This is a genomic window from Rhodopirellula europaea 6C (genome assembly GCF_000338295.1).
Lineage (GTDB): Bacteria > Planctomycetota > Planctomycetia > Pirellulales > Pirellulaceae > Rhodopirellula > Rhodopirellula europaea.
The window spans coordinates 20,825-37,312 of record NZ_ANMO01000006.1; the positions used below are offsets into that span (position 1 = coordinate 20,825).

Genomic DNA, 16,488 nt, shown 5'->3' on the forward strand with positions numbered 1-16,488 from the left:
CTAGCGAAGTGAGTTGGAATCGACGTCCGCGTTCGAAACCGCAGCGGCGTCATTGCTGGTCTGCTGCGAACCTCGCAGCATCTCTTCGGTCAAATCCAACACCACGACCTGTTCTTCCACCGACAAATTGTCACGTGAACGAACGGTCAAACGAATCTGATATCGCCCGGCATCGATCTCCGCCGGAAGATGAAATTGCAATTCGCGTTTTTGACCGGGAGCCAACCAACGGCCAAAGCCATCCAGCAACCGGTGAGGGCGAGAACCATCGTCTCGGCCCAATAGCAATTCACCTTGAATCGGTGCATAGCCATCGCCTTCATTGGCAACTTCGATCACGAACGCGTTTCCGTCGGTCAGGTTTGCCCACTGCAATGGTCCGGCTGCGACCGTCAATTGCGGCCGTTGTTTGTGAACCAACTCGAGAGGCAATGACGTTGCGGACTCCACGTCGTTGGGCGTTTTGAGGTTGCGTCGAATGATGTCCAGCGTTCCCCACTGCGACGTTTCTTTCGACACGCCTCGCAAGAGAGCACGGATGGTTTTGGATCGACCGGCGGTCAATTCAAACTTGGTGCTCGACAACATCAGCCGACTCATCGGGTCGCCAAGATGATCGCGAGGAACCAAATGAATCAATTGGTCATCGTCGCTGTTGTTCTTCACTTCCAACGTCACCATTCGTTGCGTTCCTTCGACACGCCCCAGTTCGATCTGGGCTGGTTCCAACGTCACGCCGGGTCCCAGGTTGGCGATGCGAGTGTCCAGGGCACGGAAGGAATTCACCAGCAACGTCTGTGGGAACGTCCGCTCCAACATCGTCCGTCGGCCGTTGCTAACCATCAAATTCAAATCGTATCGTCCATCAATCAACGACGTCTCCAGCGGAGCCTCCAAACGCAGGCGAGCGTTGGGCATCATGCGGACCAAATACTTCTCGTCATCGTCCAGGTTGGCCCGCGAAGGCATGAACAATGCGATCGGATCGGACGAGCGAGACTTCGATGCATTGGCGGATTCTTTGTGCGACAGCTCCGCTCGAACACGACACTCCAGTGCAAAGTTGCTTGGGTTTTTGACGTAAGCGCGGATGTACGGCATGCCTTCGTGCGAGACGACTTGAGCGTCTTCGATTTCCATCTGCTCAATGCTGCTCAGATTCGTCAAACCTGTTTCAACGTCCACGCGAAGAACATACTGCGTGACGTAGCGAATGGCGGCTCGCGTTTGACCTCCGATGGCATCGTCCTCCGTCGGTTCGTCGACCATTCCCTCATCACGCACCAACAACCCAAACGACAAATAGTTTGTCTTCGCCAGCGGGATCGTCACCGTCCCCTTTAGTTCCACCGTTTCGCCCGCATTCAAGGTGAACCGGGTCGGAGTCGTGAACTTCACGCCTTCCATCGGCGGGCTGTGTTCATCGTGCAAGATGATACCGGACTCCTCCTGTCGCAATTGAATCGGCGACACATCGATCTGCATCGTCTTGCCCGTCGATGTGACAGTGAACGAGAAAGGGATCACCTCTCCACGGCGTCCTTTGAACCGTTGCACGACTGGCTCAATTCGAAACGCTTGTTCGACTCGTTGTTCGATGCTCACCCGACGACCGTCGCGAGCGTCGATGGCCCCCGTCCGAACTCCGGGTGTTTGAGCTTGTACAACACTCGACATCATCATCGATGCCAAACAAGCAAGCATCCAAATTCGTACGCGACGGGAGCGAACACGCGTTGGCGAAGCGTTGTCTCGTTCCGCGTTGTACTCAAGAGGCTGTTGAATGAAACGCATCGTTGGCTGGATAAGAGCAAGTGTTTTCATCGAAGAGGTTGTCCGAGAGAAGAGCGTCAATGCTGAGTCGAAAGTTCACGCGGCATCGCGATCAGCACGCGAAATTATCCACCCGAGGTGATGAATGCGCTGCCGGTCGATCGAACGATTCTTGGTGAGATAAAAATCACCACTTCCGCGTCGCGCGTTTGCCGCTGGGTCGTTTGAAAAAGGTAGCCCACTCCGGGCAGTCGACTCAGTCCTGGAATGCGATTGACTCGATCGACCGTCTCTCTTTGGACCAATCCACCAATGACAATGGTTTTGCCGTCTTTGACACTGACCGTTGTGGAAACACTTCGGCGGTTGATGATCGGGAACTGATTGATTGACAGAGCCGGGGTTGCATTTCGAACATCCTCACTGACCTCCGCTTTCTCGATATCGATCGTCACTTCGTCACCACGTATGTGTGGTGTAATGTCCAACATGATTCCGGCATCGACCTTTTGAATGTTCTGTTGAAAGAACACTGAGTTGTTTCCGGTCGATCCCGGTGGTTGCACACTGAAGAACGTTTCGCGATTGATGGCAATGTTGGCTTGCTCGCCATCCTTGGCCATCACGTGTGGTGTCGCGCGGATGGTCAAGTAACCTTTTTCGGAAAGCAATCGAACGAACGCGGAAGTGTTTCCAAAGTCAGAAAAGATCGCATCCAAACCGGCTTGCGAAAGTTCACCGTTCAACGCCAAACCAGACGCGCTGAGCGAGAGTTCTTTCACGCCGTCCATTTCGACCGCGTGTTGCCAATCCAACCCAAACTGAAAACCAGAGTCCGGCGATACCACACAAATGATTGCCTCCAACACCACCTGCGGAATTGGCTGATCGATGTTTTGAAAACGTGACACGATGTCGTTAGCGATTCGCGGTGGTGCTTCGACCAACATTGTTTTGGCTTGCTCGATCACTGTCACGTATTGCAACCAAGACACCGGCACCGTTTCCAACAATGTGTTTGGATCCATGTGCAGAGGTTGATACTGGGTCTTGATCGACACCATCGCGAAAAGTGGCGAGGCGGGATCGGGCGGCGCGACAATCAATTGCTTTCCGCGGCGGGACGATGCCAATCCTAAAGGCAGCAAGACCTTTTCAACCGCTTCATCGACGGTCAGATCATTGATTTGTGCGTTGACAATTCCGGCTACGTTGTCGTCCAACACCAAATCCAAGCTGGCGTCGGTGGCCAACAACGTCAGCACTTCGCGAACATCAGTCTCGATGAATTCCTCATTGATCAAGTAGTCCTCGTCGTAGTTGACGCGAGCGATCTGCGAAGATCGAGCCTGCGAGATCGGGATCAGTTCCAATGGAATGATCTCTTCCTGAGGCGTTTGGCTGAATCCATCAATCGAATGTTCTTCTTCGATGATCACGGTGTCGCCGTGATCAACCATCACGCCGTCAACAACGACAGAGTGGTCGTGAACGTTTCCGATCATCTCCGGATCGCCGCCAGTGGACGCGTTGGACTGATCCAATGATTGCTGGATCAATTCATCGATGGAGGTTCGATGGTAATCTGGCCGGTAGGCACACCCCACCAACGAGAAGAAAAAGCAGATCAACCCCAGCATTCTTTTCATTCGAATGCAGAGCATCCGAGGGATCGGCTTCGGGCAAATCAAAAACAGCAACGATGCATCTCATGTGGGCAAAGAAGCGAAACGAGATGTTTCACTGATCGTTGCTGTTAGTGGTTGTACAGTTGTACGCCCACCCCGATTCCTGAAGCGGTTGCGATTTACCACCGTAAAAAGCGTCATCAAATCGATCGTTCACGATCGTGACTCGTGCCAGCGTTCAGTAGCGTTGGGGCGGGAAACTACTGAGCATCAATGCAGACGGCCCGTGATTTCTCACGGGCCGTCGCATTGTCGAGTTGTTGATCAAAGAAGTGCCGCAATCAGTTCAACGGGGCACTGTTGAACCAGGGGCAAATCATGCGGCTTTCCAGATCGCGATGGCGTGGGCAGGTCACCGCTTTCAACTCGTGGGGATGGAATGAATTCGCGAAAAACGAATCATCCAGGGGGCATCGTTACTGATGACGGATCAAAGAGCCGTGATCGTACCCGTCACGGTTGTCTCGTAAGTTCCCGCGGCGAATGAGCCGAACGTGCCAGTGATGAACTCGACCGACAAGTCCAACGTTGCATTCGAGACACCGTCACTGACGGCGGAAACGGTTGCGATGTTGACCGAGTTGGCATAGTCCGTTTGGCCGGTGGCCTGCGAGATCGAGAACGATCCCGGACCGGTTTGGCTGTTGATGGACAATCCCAATTTCGCATCTCGTTTGAAGTTGGGATCAGCTGTGTTCACAAACGGACCATCGGTCGCGAAAGAAACGCTCACACCGTTTTGGCTGTTGCCAATCACGTTCCACGGTTGCGCCGTGAAAGTTTGGTTGGCGTGAGTTTCATCGTGAGTCAGGACCGCGTCGGCAGGAGCCGTCACGCTCATCGCGACCGAAACGTTCGCGGTGAATTTTTGTGAGTCCGTTGTGTCGGCGAACAATGTCGAGACGGAACCAGCGGACAAAAGGGCAGTCAGGGCAAGGGCAATTTTTTTCATCGGTTTAAAATCATTCTTGGAGCAAAGTGGGCAATCTAGGAGCATGTCAATTCGAATCGCGAATCCAGACTTCCGTGGGCAACCCACCGTCATTCGAAACAAGTTTCTCATGTTGGCCGGGTGGGTTCGTTCCGAAGTCCGCCATTCGTTTTGACACCGAAACGTAAGCTGCGTTTTTGCGTTCGGTCGCGCGGACAAATCAATTTTCATTCTCTGGCGAATAAAAACCGTTTGAAAAGTTCAGGCTAGAACCTGCTCAATGTTCAGACGCTCCGCAGATTGGTCTGGTCTTGAACGCTTTCGATGCACTATGGAAGAGGCAACACTTACAAAATCCACCTTGTGAGCACGTACCCGGCAGGGGAGTTATTGCCGTGCAGACTTTGAAAACAGCCGCCATTGTCGTACTCATGACGACGGTCCTTTACGGGGCCTGGATATCGATGACGACACCGCCAGATGCGTTGCCGCCTGAAGTGGCGCGGGACCTCATCGTAGACGCCGATACATTTGATATCAGCGATGGGATTCCTGAAGCCTTGGGCTCCCTCGACCCCCTCGCGGAGTTCGGGATCGATGATGGAACGGCGGCCGATCCAAACTCATTTGATCAGTCCAATCTGGCATTGAACGATGCTGCAAACGGCGGGTTCGGGGACTTGGAATCGGCTCTCGGTAGCGAAGGCGCCGACGTTGGAATCGATGCACCGTCTGATCCGATGTCGATGGATTCCGTCAATCGAAGTTTCGCCGATATCCCTTCGCAACCAGCGTCGGCGACGGACAACTTGGGTACGGAATCAAGTTCTTTCTCGATGTCTGATTTGGATTCCCCCGCCACCGATATGCAAGCGAGCCGTTTGCCTGAAGTGACGCCCGGTTCGAGCACACCGATTCAACTGAATCCGAACCAAGAGTACACATCGACCGGAGCGACCTACCAGTCGCCTGATCCGAACACCGCCATCGCCTCGGTGAAGCCATCCAATCAATCGACACCCGATGTGGTTGCGACTGAATCCAATGCGATCGCATCGGCAGGTTTGAGCAATGCAATTGCGACCGCCGACCGTCAATATCATTCCGATCGCCGACGAGAAGCCTTGGCAACACTCAGCCTGTTCTACGAAACACCCAATTTGACCAGCGAGCAACGCGACGAATTGCTCAGTCGTCTGGATCCGTTGGCCGCCGAAGTTATCTATTCGTCCGAGCACTTGTTGGCAGAACCGCATCGTGTCGGTCCTAACGAAACACTGATGGACATCGCGAAAAAGTATGAAGTGCCGTGGCAATTGCTGGCCAATATCAACGGAGTTGATGATCCAGTCACCATTTTGCCGGGCACCGATTTGAAGGTCGTTCGCGGCCCATTTCGTGGCGACATCGATCTGAAGTACCAAGAACTGACTTTGTTCCTGGGTGACTTGTACGCCGGACGATTCAAGATTGCCGTTGGAAACGATCCGGCTCCTAAACCTGGTTCGTACACCATCCAAGAAAAGCAATCCGCGAAAACTTACTACGACATGTCAGGCACACCGATTCCGCCCGGCAACCCACGCAACCCATACGGGTCGATGTGGATCGATTTGGGATCCGGTTTGAGCATCCACGGAAGTCCCGATGCGAACGCTCCGACCGACAAGGGCTGCATCAGCCTGGCCGGCAATTATTCGCGTGACGTGTTTGGCATTCTGTCCGAAGGATCGTCGGTCACGATCCGCTAATGATCCGGGTCGACGCCACTTAGAAACACTCTAAGCGTCGCTCGGTCATCGCCCGAGCGACACCGGGTTTTCGAGACATCTACTTTTGCCGGTTCAGCCGCATCAAAGCGGCAAGCTCGACCAAGTGACGAAGTGAGTCACAATGAGCCGTGTATCGCAATCGCGGTCGCAGCTTGTCACATAGGGCTCGCCCGCCGATCAGCAATGGGACGTCTTCCCCTAGCGAATCGGCCAATTGGTTCTGAGCCGCGACAAACATCCCCGGTTCGCTGACCGAGGAAACGCTCATCCAAACCATTTGCGGGTCGTAATCATGAGCCGCTTGGACAAAGCTTTCCATTGGAAGGTCATTGCCGAGGCTGGTCGCGTTCCAACCAACTTCGCGAAGCGCTAACTCGACCAACATCGTTGGCAATTGATACGGATCCCCTTCCGGTGCACCACCGATCGCAATCGGAGCGGACTTGGGAGGTGAAGGGATCTCAGATCGCAGCTCGTAGATCAATCGCATCGCGATGTCACATCCACGACGTTCTTGGTAGACATCCAGCTGGTTGCAATCCCAGGCTTCGCCGAAACCGTGCATCGCATCGGTGATCAACGACTCCGCCGCTTCGCTTCGCGTGTGACCCGCCGCAACCTTCTTGGCCATCAACTCGCGACACGCCGCTTCGTCGCCTTCGGCCAATGAATCGCGAAAATTTTGGTTCAGCGGGTCTTCGTTCCCATCAATGCGAGTCGTCCGGTCCGGCGACAGCTGAGGCAGGCCCAAAACCTCCGGCTTCAACAAACACCGGTCATTGGCGTGCACGAACGCCTGCAACGCGTCCAGGGTGATCCGGCGATGGCCGCCCGCTGTCTTGATGACCGGGATCGTTCCGTTGTCGCACCATCTCTTCACCGACGACTCGCTGACATCCATCGCCGCGGCGACTTCTTTCGGTGAGAACTGGGGCTGACGAGCTGCCACGAGACACGTTGGGATGAGAGAAGAGAAACGAGGTGAACGTTTTAAAGAACGATGTGAACGTTTTAAACGCCTCGGTTGAACGTTTCCAGTGTAATCGGTCGACAATGGTGGACGTTTTCCGCTCACTGCAAGCTCGGAAAATGATCGATTACCGCTCATTTCCTTTCTAATTCGCGGCTTGGAAAAACAATGAATTCTCAGTTCGATGCGAATTTCGCTTGCAATCGGTTCCACGGGGCGATATACCAATGGACGTTCTGAACGTTTTGAAAGACCAAAACGTTCACGCAAGTGCATCATTCGGCACATCAATTGCGGAACTCGCGTCTCCATGTCCATTGGGTTGGAAGAGGAAGTTGACTCGAATTTGCCGTTTGGTGACTTCCGTCGTCGACACCTCCCTGACTGACCCTGCGATTCAGCTATCAGCCATCACGCCCAGCCATTCGAGAAGGTCGAAAAATGCCAACCCTCACCGCTTCCACCGTTCCTGCCCGCCGCCCCGCTTGGCTCAATTGTTCGGAATTGGATCAGGCGATGGCTGAGGTTCAGCCACTGTTGACGGACATCTCAGGCGAGGATCATGCCTCGCTGCGAAAACTGACCAAACGCCGGCTGCGTCAGGAGATCGACTTTATCTCCAACGAAAAGTTCACATCGGTCCGAGAAGGAAAACGGATCTTCTCCGAGTCGCTGGGCTTGGCTCCTCGCGAAACCGCACTCGGAATTGCCACGATTCGTCGCAGCGGAGTCGACCTGCCGATCCACTTGGGAAGATTGTGTGAAGCACCTCTGCTCAAACCCGAACAAGAGAAGATGTTGTTCGAGCGGATGAACTACCTTCTGCAACAGGCTGCAATTCATCGCAGCGTCCTGAATCCCGAGCGTCCTTCGCGACACCGATTGGAATTGATCGAGCTGTTCGTGGCTCTGGCCGATTGGCACCGCGATCGAATTGTTGAGGCCAACTTGCGGCTCGTGTTCTCGATCGTCAAGAAGTTCGTCAATCCAAACAACACGTTCGATGATTTGCTGAGCGACGGAATCGTGGCGTTGATTCGCGCGGTCGAAAAGTTCGACTTCGATCGTGGTTTCCGATTCAGCACCTACGCGACTCAGGTCGTCCGACGCAATTCGTACCGAACCGTTGTGTTAAAACAACAAGAACGTCAAAAGGTCCAAGGGGGGCTGCAGGACATGGATATCGATGTCAGTGAGGAAGAACGTTCTTCCGCGATCAGCGAAAAACGATGGCACGAATTGCGAAGTCGTCTCAGCGTGATGCTGGGCGATTTGGATCGTCGCGAAAAGTTCATCATTCGTGCTCGGTTCTCGCTCGGACCTCACCGCAAAGTTCACACGTTGCAGTCGCTCGCCGATCGGTTGGGTGTCTCCAAAGAACGAGTTCGTCAACTCGAACGCCGTGCGATGGACAAACTCCGTGCGATGGCAGGTGACGTTCAGTTGGCAGAGTTGGAAGCGTAGGTTCCGGTGGCATCAAACTCCGATCACACTTCTCATTCTTCCAACACAGTCTCATCCACGGACGAATCGGCATCGTCCGAAAGTGGCGGGCGCCCCGAGCTGCCCGAGGAATGTCGATCTCAACCCGGAACGGATCACTACGCGGCAACGGTTGAATTGCCGGTCAGCATCGACGAAGCGTTCGCGTATCACGAACGCCCCGGTTGTCTGAACCGATTGACTCCGCCTTGGGAAAGCGTCCAAGTCGAACATTCCGATCAGTCGCTGGCACCGGGAAGCCGGGTCGTTCTCAAGACAAAGATCGCGGGCATCCCAGTGCGATGGAAAGCTCGCCACGTCTGGTACGATCCACCTCATGGCTTTGCCGACGTACAAGACTCCGGTCCGTTCGCACGTTGGGCTCACCAGCATCTTTTCGAGTCGCTCGATTCCAACCGATCCCAGCTCACCGACGCGATCGAGTACAAATTGCCTGCGGGCGTTGCGGGAAAGGTGTTTGGTAGCGGCAAGGCTCGCCGAACCATCGAAGCAATGTTTGCCTATCGCCACCGCGTCACCCAGGATGATTTGCAGATGATGGCTGACTACCCGATGAGTCCCAAGACGATCGCCGTGTCCGGTTCAAGCGGACTAGTGGGCGATGCTCTTTGCACGACGCTGACGTTGCTCGGACACAAAGTCATGACGATCACTCGAGGCGATCACGGTGACGAGGGCTCCATCGCCGCATGGGGTGATCCGGCTGAGTTTGAGAAATTCGAATCAGTCGACGTGGTTGTTCATTTGGCTGGTAAGAGCATTGCGAGCAAGCGGTGGACGCCCGAATTGAAAGAACAAATTCGCGAAAGTCGAGTGGAGAAGACTCAGGCTCTTTGCGAGGGATTGGCCAAGTTGCAAACGAAGCCGCCCGTGCTGATCTGTGCATCGGCAACCGGGATCTACGGCAATCGTGGCGAAGAAGTTTTGACCGAGACATCCCCTGATGGCGACGACTTCCTGGCTGATGTCGCTCGGCCGTGGGAAGACGCCTGCCAGCCCGCCCGAGAAGCTGGCATTCGAGTCGTGAACACACGGTTCGGCATCGTACTGTCACCGAAGGGCGGCGCACTGCAACAGATGCTGCTGCCGGCAAAAATGATGGGCGGCAAATTGGGGAGCGGCAGGCAATGGTGGTCTTGGATCGCACTGGATGACGTCGTCGGAGCGATCGTTCATTGCATTCAAAAGGAAGAGACCAACGGCCCGGTGAACTTCGTTTCGCCCGAACCCATTCAAAACCGCGAATTCGCGAAAGTGCTGGGTGAGGTTCTTAACCGACCTGCGCTGTTCCCGGCCCCGGCTTTTGCTCTTCGTCTGGCTTTGGGTGAGATGGCCGACTCGTTGTTGCTGGCCAGTTCGCGAGCGGTGCCCGAGCAGTTGCAGCAAACTGGATACAAGTTCCGCTTCACCGATTTGAAGGAATGCTTACGAACACTTTTGGGCAAAGATCTCAAACCGGCGACGCAGGCAACCGCATGAACGCGAATCTCTTGTTGCTGCTCAATGCATTGTCGACCTGGTACATGGTCGGGTTGATTTGGATGGTTCAAATCGTTCACTACAAGATGTTCGACCGCGTCGGGGAAGATGTCTTCGCTCGCTACGCAACGGATCACGCTCGGTTGATCACGCCGATCGTCGCCGTCCCGATGTTGATTGAAATCGCCACCGCCGCCGGATTGCTGATGACTCGCCCGGGGAACATCTCGTTCACCTGGGCCGCGGTGGGAATTGCTTTGCTGATTGTGATTTGGGTCAGCACCGCTGCCTTGCAAGTTCCGGCACACGGAAAGCTGGCATCGGGTTTTCAGCCGAACGTTTATTCCACATTGGTGACAACCAATTGGATTCGCACGATCGCCTGGTCCATACGTGGCTTGTTGGTCGGTTGGGCTTTGTGGACGCTGCTGCCGACCAAGGTTTAGTCTCGATCATCGTCGTTGGATTATCTGTCCAACGCGGAAATCGTCTTTCGCATCAGCGTGAATCGTTCCGGCGACTGAGCGTGTTGCGTTTACGGGTTTGGGTTAAGATACGCATCCGTGTTTCGCATTCCGAAACACTTCGATGCCCCCACCCCCTTCCCACCTCCCGCATCCCATGTCTCAAAAAACATTTGGATCGCTCCTGCTTGCGATCACAGTCTGCTTCGGCCTGCTCAGCTCCAGCACGACACTTCGTGCCGACCAACCCGTTCAACTGATCTTTGACACGGACCTCGGCAACGACGTCGATGACGCACTCGCCATGGGAGTCATCCACGCATTGCAATCACGCGGTGAATGCGAGTTGTTGGCCGTCACGATCACCAAGGACCACGAACTGGCCGCCCCGTTCGCAGATGTGATCAACACGTTCTATGGTCGCGGCGACATTCCGATCGGCGTTTGCCGCAGTGATGTCACCAACGGCGAAGGCCGCTTCAACGGATTGGCCGCCATCCAAGACAATGGCAAGGACCGATATTCACACGATCTGCGAAGTGGCAAAGATGCTCCCGACGCCGTCGAAGTGTTGCGGCGTACGCTGGCCAAGGCCGACGACAACAGCGTCGTGATCGCTCAAGTTGGATTCTCCACCAACTTGGCCAACCTGCTCGACTCGCCCGCCGATGAGATCAGCCCGCTCACCGGGTTGGAATTGATCAAGAAGAAGGTTTCAAAACTGAGTGTGATGGCGGGTGCTTTCACTCAGATCATGAACAACAAAGGTCAGCCGTATGACCACAAAGAGTACAACGTCGTCAAAGACATTCCCGCCGCTCAGAAGTTGGCAAAAGAGTGGCCGACGCCGATTCTGTGGAGCGGTTACGAAATTGGAATTGCACTGCGTTACCCGCACGAGAGCATCGAGCAAGACTTTGGCTACGTGGAGCACCATCCGTTGGCCGAGGCATACATCGCCTACAACCCACCGCCACACGATCGCCCGACTTGGGACCTGACTTGCGTGTTGCAATTGGTGCGGCCAACCCGCGATTATTTTGGATTGACTTCGGTCGGCAAGGTCACCGTTGCCGACGATGGTCTGACCACGTTTGAAGAAAACGCAGACGGTCGCGATCAGCACTTCACGTTGAACGACGAACAAATCTCCCGGACATTGGAAGCGTTGCAGTTGCTTTCCAGTGAACCACCGCATCCGGTGCGTTGACCCAAAAGGATTTTGACATCCATGAGTGCCCGTCTGATCTCTCTCCGTTGCGACCATTGTGGCGCTCCCATCGACGTGAAAGCGAAAGCCAAGTTTGTCACCTGTGGTTTTTGCCACGCGAGCTTGGCGATCCACCACACCGGGTCGTCCTACTCCACTGAAATGCTGGAGGACCTGAAGCAAACGACGGAGGCTCTGATCAAAGACGTCGCGCAGATCAAACACAACGCGGCGCTGGATCGGTTGGATGAACAGTGGGAACGTCGACGGCTAAAGTTGCTTGGCACGAACAAGGAAGGTCATCAAATCACTCAGCCGCCCAATCAGGCCGCCATGATCATCATGCCCGGTTGTGTGATTGTCTTCGGACTGTTTTGGACCTTGTTTGCCGCGACGATATTCCCTCCGATGGCCTTGTTTGGCATCGTCTTCATCGGGATGGCAATATTTGGAATGATCAATTCGCATTCGAAAATGGGCACCTACAAAGCCGAGCGACAACGCTACATGCGAGAACGTCAGTCGTTGATTGAAGAGATTCAAAACAGCGACTGATCGGTGGCCCTTTCGTTCGCGACGACTGGATCACCAACCCAGTACGTGAGCAAACACCAGTGGTGCACAGATCGTTGCGTCGCTTTGGATCATGAACTTGGGCGAGTCCGCATCGATCTTGTACCACGTGATCTTTTCGTTTGGCACGGCTCCGCTGTAACCACCGTAGCTGGTCGTTGCATCGCTGATTTGGCAGAAGTAGCCCCACAACGGGATGTCGAGCTTCAGGTCCTGAATCAACATCGGAACGACACAGATGGGGAAGTCGCCCGCGATTCCGCCGCCGATCTGAAAGAACCCGATCGGATCTTTCATTGTCGCTTGGTACCACTGAGCCAACTGCTGCATTTGTTTCGTGCCGGTGGCGTAAGCACCATGGCCAGGCACGCTGCCGTCGATGACATGGGCAGTGTAGATATTGCCCAAAGTTGAGTCTTCAAAGCCCGGTGTAAAAACCGGAATCCCAGCATCCTTTGCCGCCGCGACCCAACTGTTTTCGCGGGGAACCTGGTAGTGCTGGACCAATCCCTCGTCGTCCAGAAGATCGAACATGTACTCGACCGGCATGCGAGCGGCGTTCTCGCCGGCCGCCTTTTGCCACATGGGCACCAATCGATCCTCTAGGTGTCGCATGACCGTTTCGGGGATGCAAGTGTCGGTGACTCGGTTGAAGCCACGGTCTCGCAGAGCCACTTCGTCTTCGGCCGAAAGAGCTCGCCAGTTCTCGACGATTTCGTATTCGTCATGAGCGACCAAGTTGAAGATGTCTTCTTCCAGGTTGGCCGCGGTGCAGGTGACGGCGTGTACCTTTCCCTTGCGAATCATTTCGGCAAGTGACAGCCCCAATTCGCCGGTGCTCATCGCACCTGCCAAGGTCACCATCATCTTGCCGCCACCATCAACGAATTCGCCGTACGACTTTGCCGACGCCAGCAGTTCACGCGCGTTGAAGTGTCGGAAATGCGTTTCCAAAAATTCCGTGACATTCATGACAGATCGGTAACCAATACGAAGGAGGGAAACACTGAAGTCCACGGTGGCATCGCGCGACCAATTCAGCCCCGAAAGCGCAATCAGCCGTCATTTTGCGGTACTTCGCAAAAAATAAACAATCGGCGATGGCGCCGAATCTTACCGTTCACTCGGCTCAGTGTCGTCAGGGGATCAATAGCAGTTTTGCTTCACGAAATCCGTTCGAACCGCCGTTGCAGTCAATGGAAGCACTAACCAATTTAGATGCAAATTCTGAAACTCGAGCGAAACATTTTGCATCCCTTGCTGTTGGATCCACTATGAACAAGCTGCAATCCAGAAGTGCCTCTGTGAAGACATCTCATCGTCGATGGATCCGAACGGGGATGACGCTCGCGATCCTCGGGATTCTGATCGGCTTGGCTTGGAAACCACGATTGGTTACCGAAAACTACCTTCGCGATGCCACTCACGTGATGGTGACCGACAGCGAAGTCCCCCCCGCTGGACCGCAAGTCGTTGACCTAGTTCGCGCAGACGCTTCTCATCCAAAAGCAGATTCGCCTCGCCATCGCTGGTACATCGGTGGATTCCCGCTGGACGCTTATCAAGCTCGCATGTCTCACAACGAAGGCGACGATGGTTTGGACCGTTGGAGCACGTTTGGCTTGGGATTATGGATCGACGTTTGGTTTTGTATTGGCGTTCTCGCGTTGGCCGGAATCGCGGCGTACCACATTCGCCCTGGACAATCACCTTGGAACGTTTTGTGGTCGCCCAAACGAGAAGACAACACACGCTACCGTCGCGCATTGGTTGGTATCGCCTCGATCGGTTTCATCGCGACTGCCGCTCACTTTTACGAGACTCAGCGTCGTTTGCGGACGTTCGAGCGTGAAACAATGGTCACGTTGGTTCGATCGACCGACCATCCCATCGTGGCCAATTTGCCTCTCGCGTTTCGGGGTCCTTGGACCCACGCGTTCCAACTGCAATGCCATCCTGAATCGAACTTGGAATCGATTGACTGGAGCAACTACAAATCGCTCGACTTCGTCGCATTCAATGGCGAGATCGATGCGGCAACGCTGTTAGCGATCCAGGAGAACCCCTGGGTCACCGGCCTTCGCTGGAGCAACGTTCCCAGTGTCGAAGCCGCCAATTCGGTGCTGGCACATTTGCCGTCACTTCGCAGCGTCTCGATGTCATTTCGATCCGGCGAAGAAGCATCCGGGCAAGCATCCGATGCGAAAATTCAAGTTCAATCACTCGACCGACTGGCTTCCTTGTCGTTGCGTCGCATTCAAGCGTCGGCAATTTGCACAGAGGACCTTTTGGTGCCTTCGTTAGCGATTCTGGATATCCAAACCATCGGCCCCAGTCCACGATCGTGGTTGTTCGAGGACGCCAACCGATTGCAATCTCTCTCCGTTCGCCATCTGCGTCCGAATCGCAGAACGAACGCGGAAGAATTACAGATGACCGTTCGATTGATGCCCGCACTGACGGAGCTTTCAATCGACGCGGGCATTCCCGTCGATTTGAGCCTGCTCGAATTGCCACGTTTGACAAAACTGCATGGCATTGATTCTCACTCGATGCATTTCAGCAACCCGGACAGCGAAGAGGGTTACATCGCGCGAGTATCGTCGCTGAAGATGTCCGGTCTGAGTTCGCTAACGAAACTGGAATTGGCTGGCGAGAACTTTGACGATTGGGAGATCGAAGAGTGCCCACGTCTGCACGATGTCCGAATCACCCGACCAGCGCCAGGCGGCTACGGTCGTTTTCGTCGAAGCAGGAGAGGTTGGGATGCGCCGCCTCAATTCGCCGGTGGTCGATTCTTTACTTCGGTTGAATCCGGGCCGTCTGTATTGCCGCGAAAATCGACGAAGGGTTTGATGGCGTGGACCGCATCGCTGCCTTCGTTGCGCACACTGAGTTTCGATGGCATGGACCTCACCATGTGTGAACTCTCGAAACTGAAATCTTGCTCCTACCTGAAATCTCTGACACTCGAAAATTGTCAACTTGACCCACGTCAACTGGAAGAGCTGCAAGTCGTTAGCACACTACGAGAATTGGCAGTCAGCGGTGCCGAGATAGATCCTGAAGTGATTCCGCGATTGCTTGCTATGCACGGAAATTGGGAAGTGCTGGAACTGCCTTGGGAAGAGCTGGACGAAATCCGAATCATCGACCAACCGCAACTCAGGCGGGCTTTCGGCACGAGAACACTCCGAGCCAAGCACATCGAATTGGTAAACTTGGAATCGTTGGTCAGCCGTTTGCGTGTCGCTCCCGGAGCCGAAACCGTTCGCTTGGTCAATCTGCCTCGTCTGACCGAAATTGTCATTCGCCGTCCAAAGACAGATCTGATCGAAATTGAACGTGTGCCACATCTGTTGTCGTTCACCTTGGAACGAGGGGTTCTGAATTCGGCAGCGCTCAGTAGCCTGACGCAAAGTCGACAACTGCACTCATTGATCCTACCGGGCACCGACTATCCCGAGGGCTTGGGCAAACACTTCGCGTCATGGCCCGGACTACAAGAAATCAACGTGATGGGAACCACGATTGGCGACGACGATTTGCGAGACCTGCCAAGTTTAAAAAACCTTCGACGTTTGCGTTTGGACTACACCGCATTGACCGACAAGGGCATCTCGACGCTGGCACGTTGTACCCGATTGCAAAGCGTGTCCTTGATGGGACTCGAATTATCCAGTGCCGCGATTGAGCCGTTGGCGGCTTTGGCGTGGTTGATGGAATTGTCCGTGAACGAATCCATTTCGCTTCCTGATGCACTTCAGTCCATTCGCTTGATGCCCGATGAATGGGCCGCCGAAAGCACTGACCCGCGATTGGCTGAGAAGTGGTTCAACGGTATCCGTCCCGGTGCTAACCACGCGACGGAATTTTCCCGCCGTAGGTGGTCCCGCGGGCGGCGTCCACGCTGGGTGTCCAACGAAGAAAAGGGTTCCAACGAGGCGTTGGATTCGCAACGGTCGATTCCGCAGTTTGATGCAACGTGACCAGAACGCCGGCCATGGCGAACAGATACATGTGCACCATGTGAATGATGCCGACTTCGTGGAACATTCCATTGCACACGTAGCCGCTGAGTAATCCCAGCATCAAAATTCCGATTGCTCGTCGATGGTCCTCGGG

At 54.6% G+C, this 16,488-nt stretch carries 12 protein-coding genes; 7 read left to right on the forward strand and 5 right to left on the reverse strand.

Going from position 1 to position 16,488, the window contains the following annotated elements; all coding sequences use genetic code 11:
* From RE6C_RS00310 to RE6C_RS00320, 3 genes are all read right to left on the reverse strand, one after another.
* Nucleotides 1-1,824, reverse strand: a complete 1,824-nt coding sequence (locus RE6C_RS00310; protein ID WP_008652780.1) for a hypothetical protein — start codon at nt 1,822-1,824, stop codon at nt 1-3.
* 74 nt (nt 1,825-1,898) lie between these two features.
* The gene (locus RE6C_RS00315) at nt 1,899-3,413 is read right to left on the reverse strand and encodes a type II secretion system protein GspD (protein WP_236617822.1); all 1,515 of its coding nucleotides are present in this window, start codon (nt 3,411-3,413) and stop codon (nt 1,899-1,901) included.
* A gap of 478 nt (nt 3,414-3,891) precedes the next feature.
* Complete coding sequence (locus RE6C_RS00320) at nt 3,892-4,413, reverse strand: hypothetical protein (protein ID WP_008652783.1); 522 nt, start codon at nt 4,411-4,413, stop codon at nt 3,892-3,894.
* A 443-nt stretch (nt 4,414-4,856) separates the two neighbouring features.
* Here RE6C_RS00320 and RE6C_RS00325 point away from each other — a divergent pair, with 443 nt between their 5' ends.
* Nucleotides 4,857-6,143, forward strand: a complete 1,287-nt coding sequence (locus tag RE6C_RS00325) for a L,D-transpeptidase family protein (protein ID WP_008652786.1) — start codon at nt 4,857-4,859, stop codon at nt 6,141-6,143.
* Nucleotides 6,144-6,222: 79 nt separating this feature from the next.
* Here the strand turns inward: RE6C_RS00325 and RE6C_RS00330 are convergent, their stop codons facing one another.
* Nucleotides 6,223-7,113, reverse strand: a complete 891-nt coding sequence (locus RE6C_RS00330; RefSeq protein ID WP_039960806.1) for a MerR family transcriptional regulator — start codon at nt 7,111-7,113, stop codon at nt 6,223-6,225.
* A 462-nt stretch (nt 7,114-7,575) separates the two neighbouring features.
* Here RE6C_RS00330 and RE6C_RS00335 point away from each other — a divergent pair, with 462 nt between their 5' ends.
* From RE6C_RS00335 to RE6C_RS00355, 5 genes are all read left to right on the forward strand, one after another.
* The gene (locus RE6C_RS00335; RefSeq protein WP_008652788.1) at nt 7,576-8,598 is read left to right on the forward strand and encodes a sigma-70 family RNA polymerase sigma factor; all 1,023 of its coding nucleotides are present in this window, start codon (nt 7,576-7,578) and stop codon (nt 8,596-8,598) included.
* Nucleotides 8,599-8,604: 6 nt separating this feature from the next.
* Complete coding sequence (locus RE6C_RS00340; protein WP_008652789.1) at nt 8,605-10,116, forward strand: TIGR01777 family oxidoreductase; 1,512 nt, start codon at nt 8,605-8,607, stop codon at nt 10,114-10,116.
* On the forward strand, nt 10,113-10,562 hold the full coding sequence (locus RE6C_RS00345) for a hypothetical protein (protein ID WP_008652790.1): 450 nt from the start codon (nt 10,113-10,115) through the stop codon (nt 10,560-10,562). The genes RE6C_RS00340 and RE6C_RS00345 overlap by 4 nt, the downstream gene beginning before the upstream one ends.
* Nucleotides 10,563-10,737: 175 nt before the next feature.
* Complete coding sequence (locus tag RE6C_RS00350; RefSeq protein ID WP_008652791.1) at nt 10,738-11,790, forward strand: nucleoside hydrolase; 1,053 nt, start codon at nt 10,738-10,740, stop codon at nt 11,788-11,790.
* Between the two features lie 75 nt (nt 11,791-11,865).
* Complete coding sequence (locus tag RE6C_RS00355; RefSeq protein ID WP_008652792.1) at nt 11,866-12,345, forward strand: hypothetical protein; 480 nt, start codon at nt 11,866-11,868, stop codon at nt 12,343-12,345.
* Nucleotides 12,346-12,375: 30 nt separating this feature from the next.
* On the opposite strand, the gene RE6C_RS00360 is transcribed toward RE6C_RS00355, so the two are convergent.
* A complete protein-coding gene (locus RE6C_RS00360) occupies nt 12,376-13,335 on the reverse strand; it encodes a deoxyhypusine synthase family protein (RefSeq protein ID WP_008665712.1) in 960 nt (319 codons plus the stop codon).
* Nucleotides 13,336-13,637: 302 nt separating this feature from the next.
* Here RE6C_RS00360 and RE6C_RS00365 point away from each other — a divergent pair, with 302 nt between their 5' ends.
* Nucleotides 13,638-16,352: a leucine-rich repeat domain-containing protein gene (locus RE6C_RS00365; protein WP_039960784.1), complete on the forward strand. Its 2,715-nt coding sequence runs from the start codon at nt 13,638-13,640 to the stop codon at nt 16,350-16,352.
* Nucleotides 16,353-16,488: the final 136 nt, after the last annotated feature.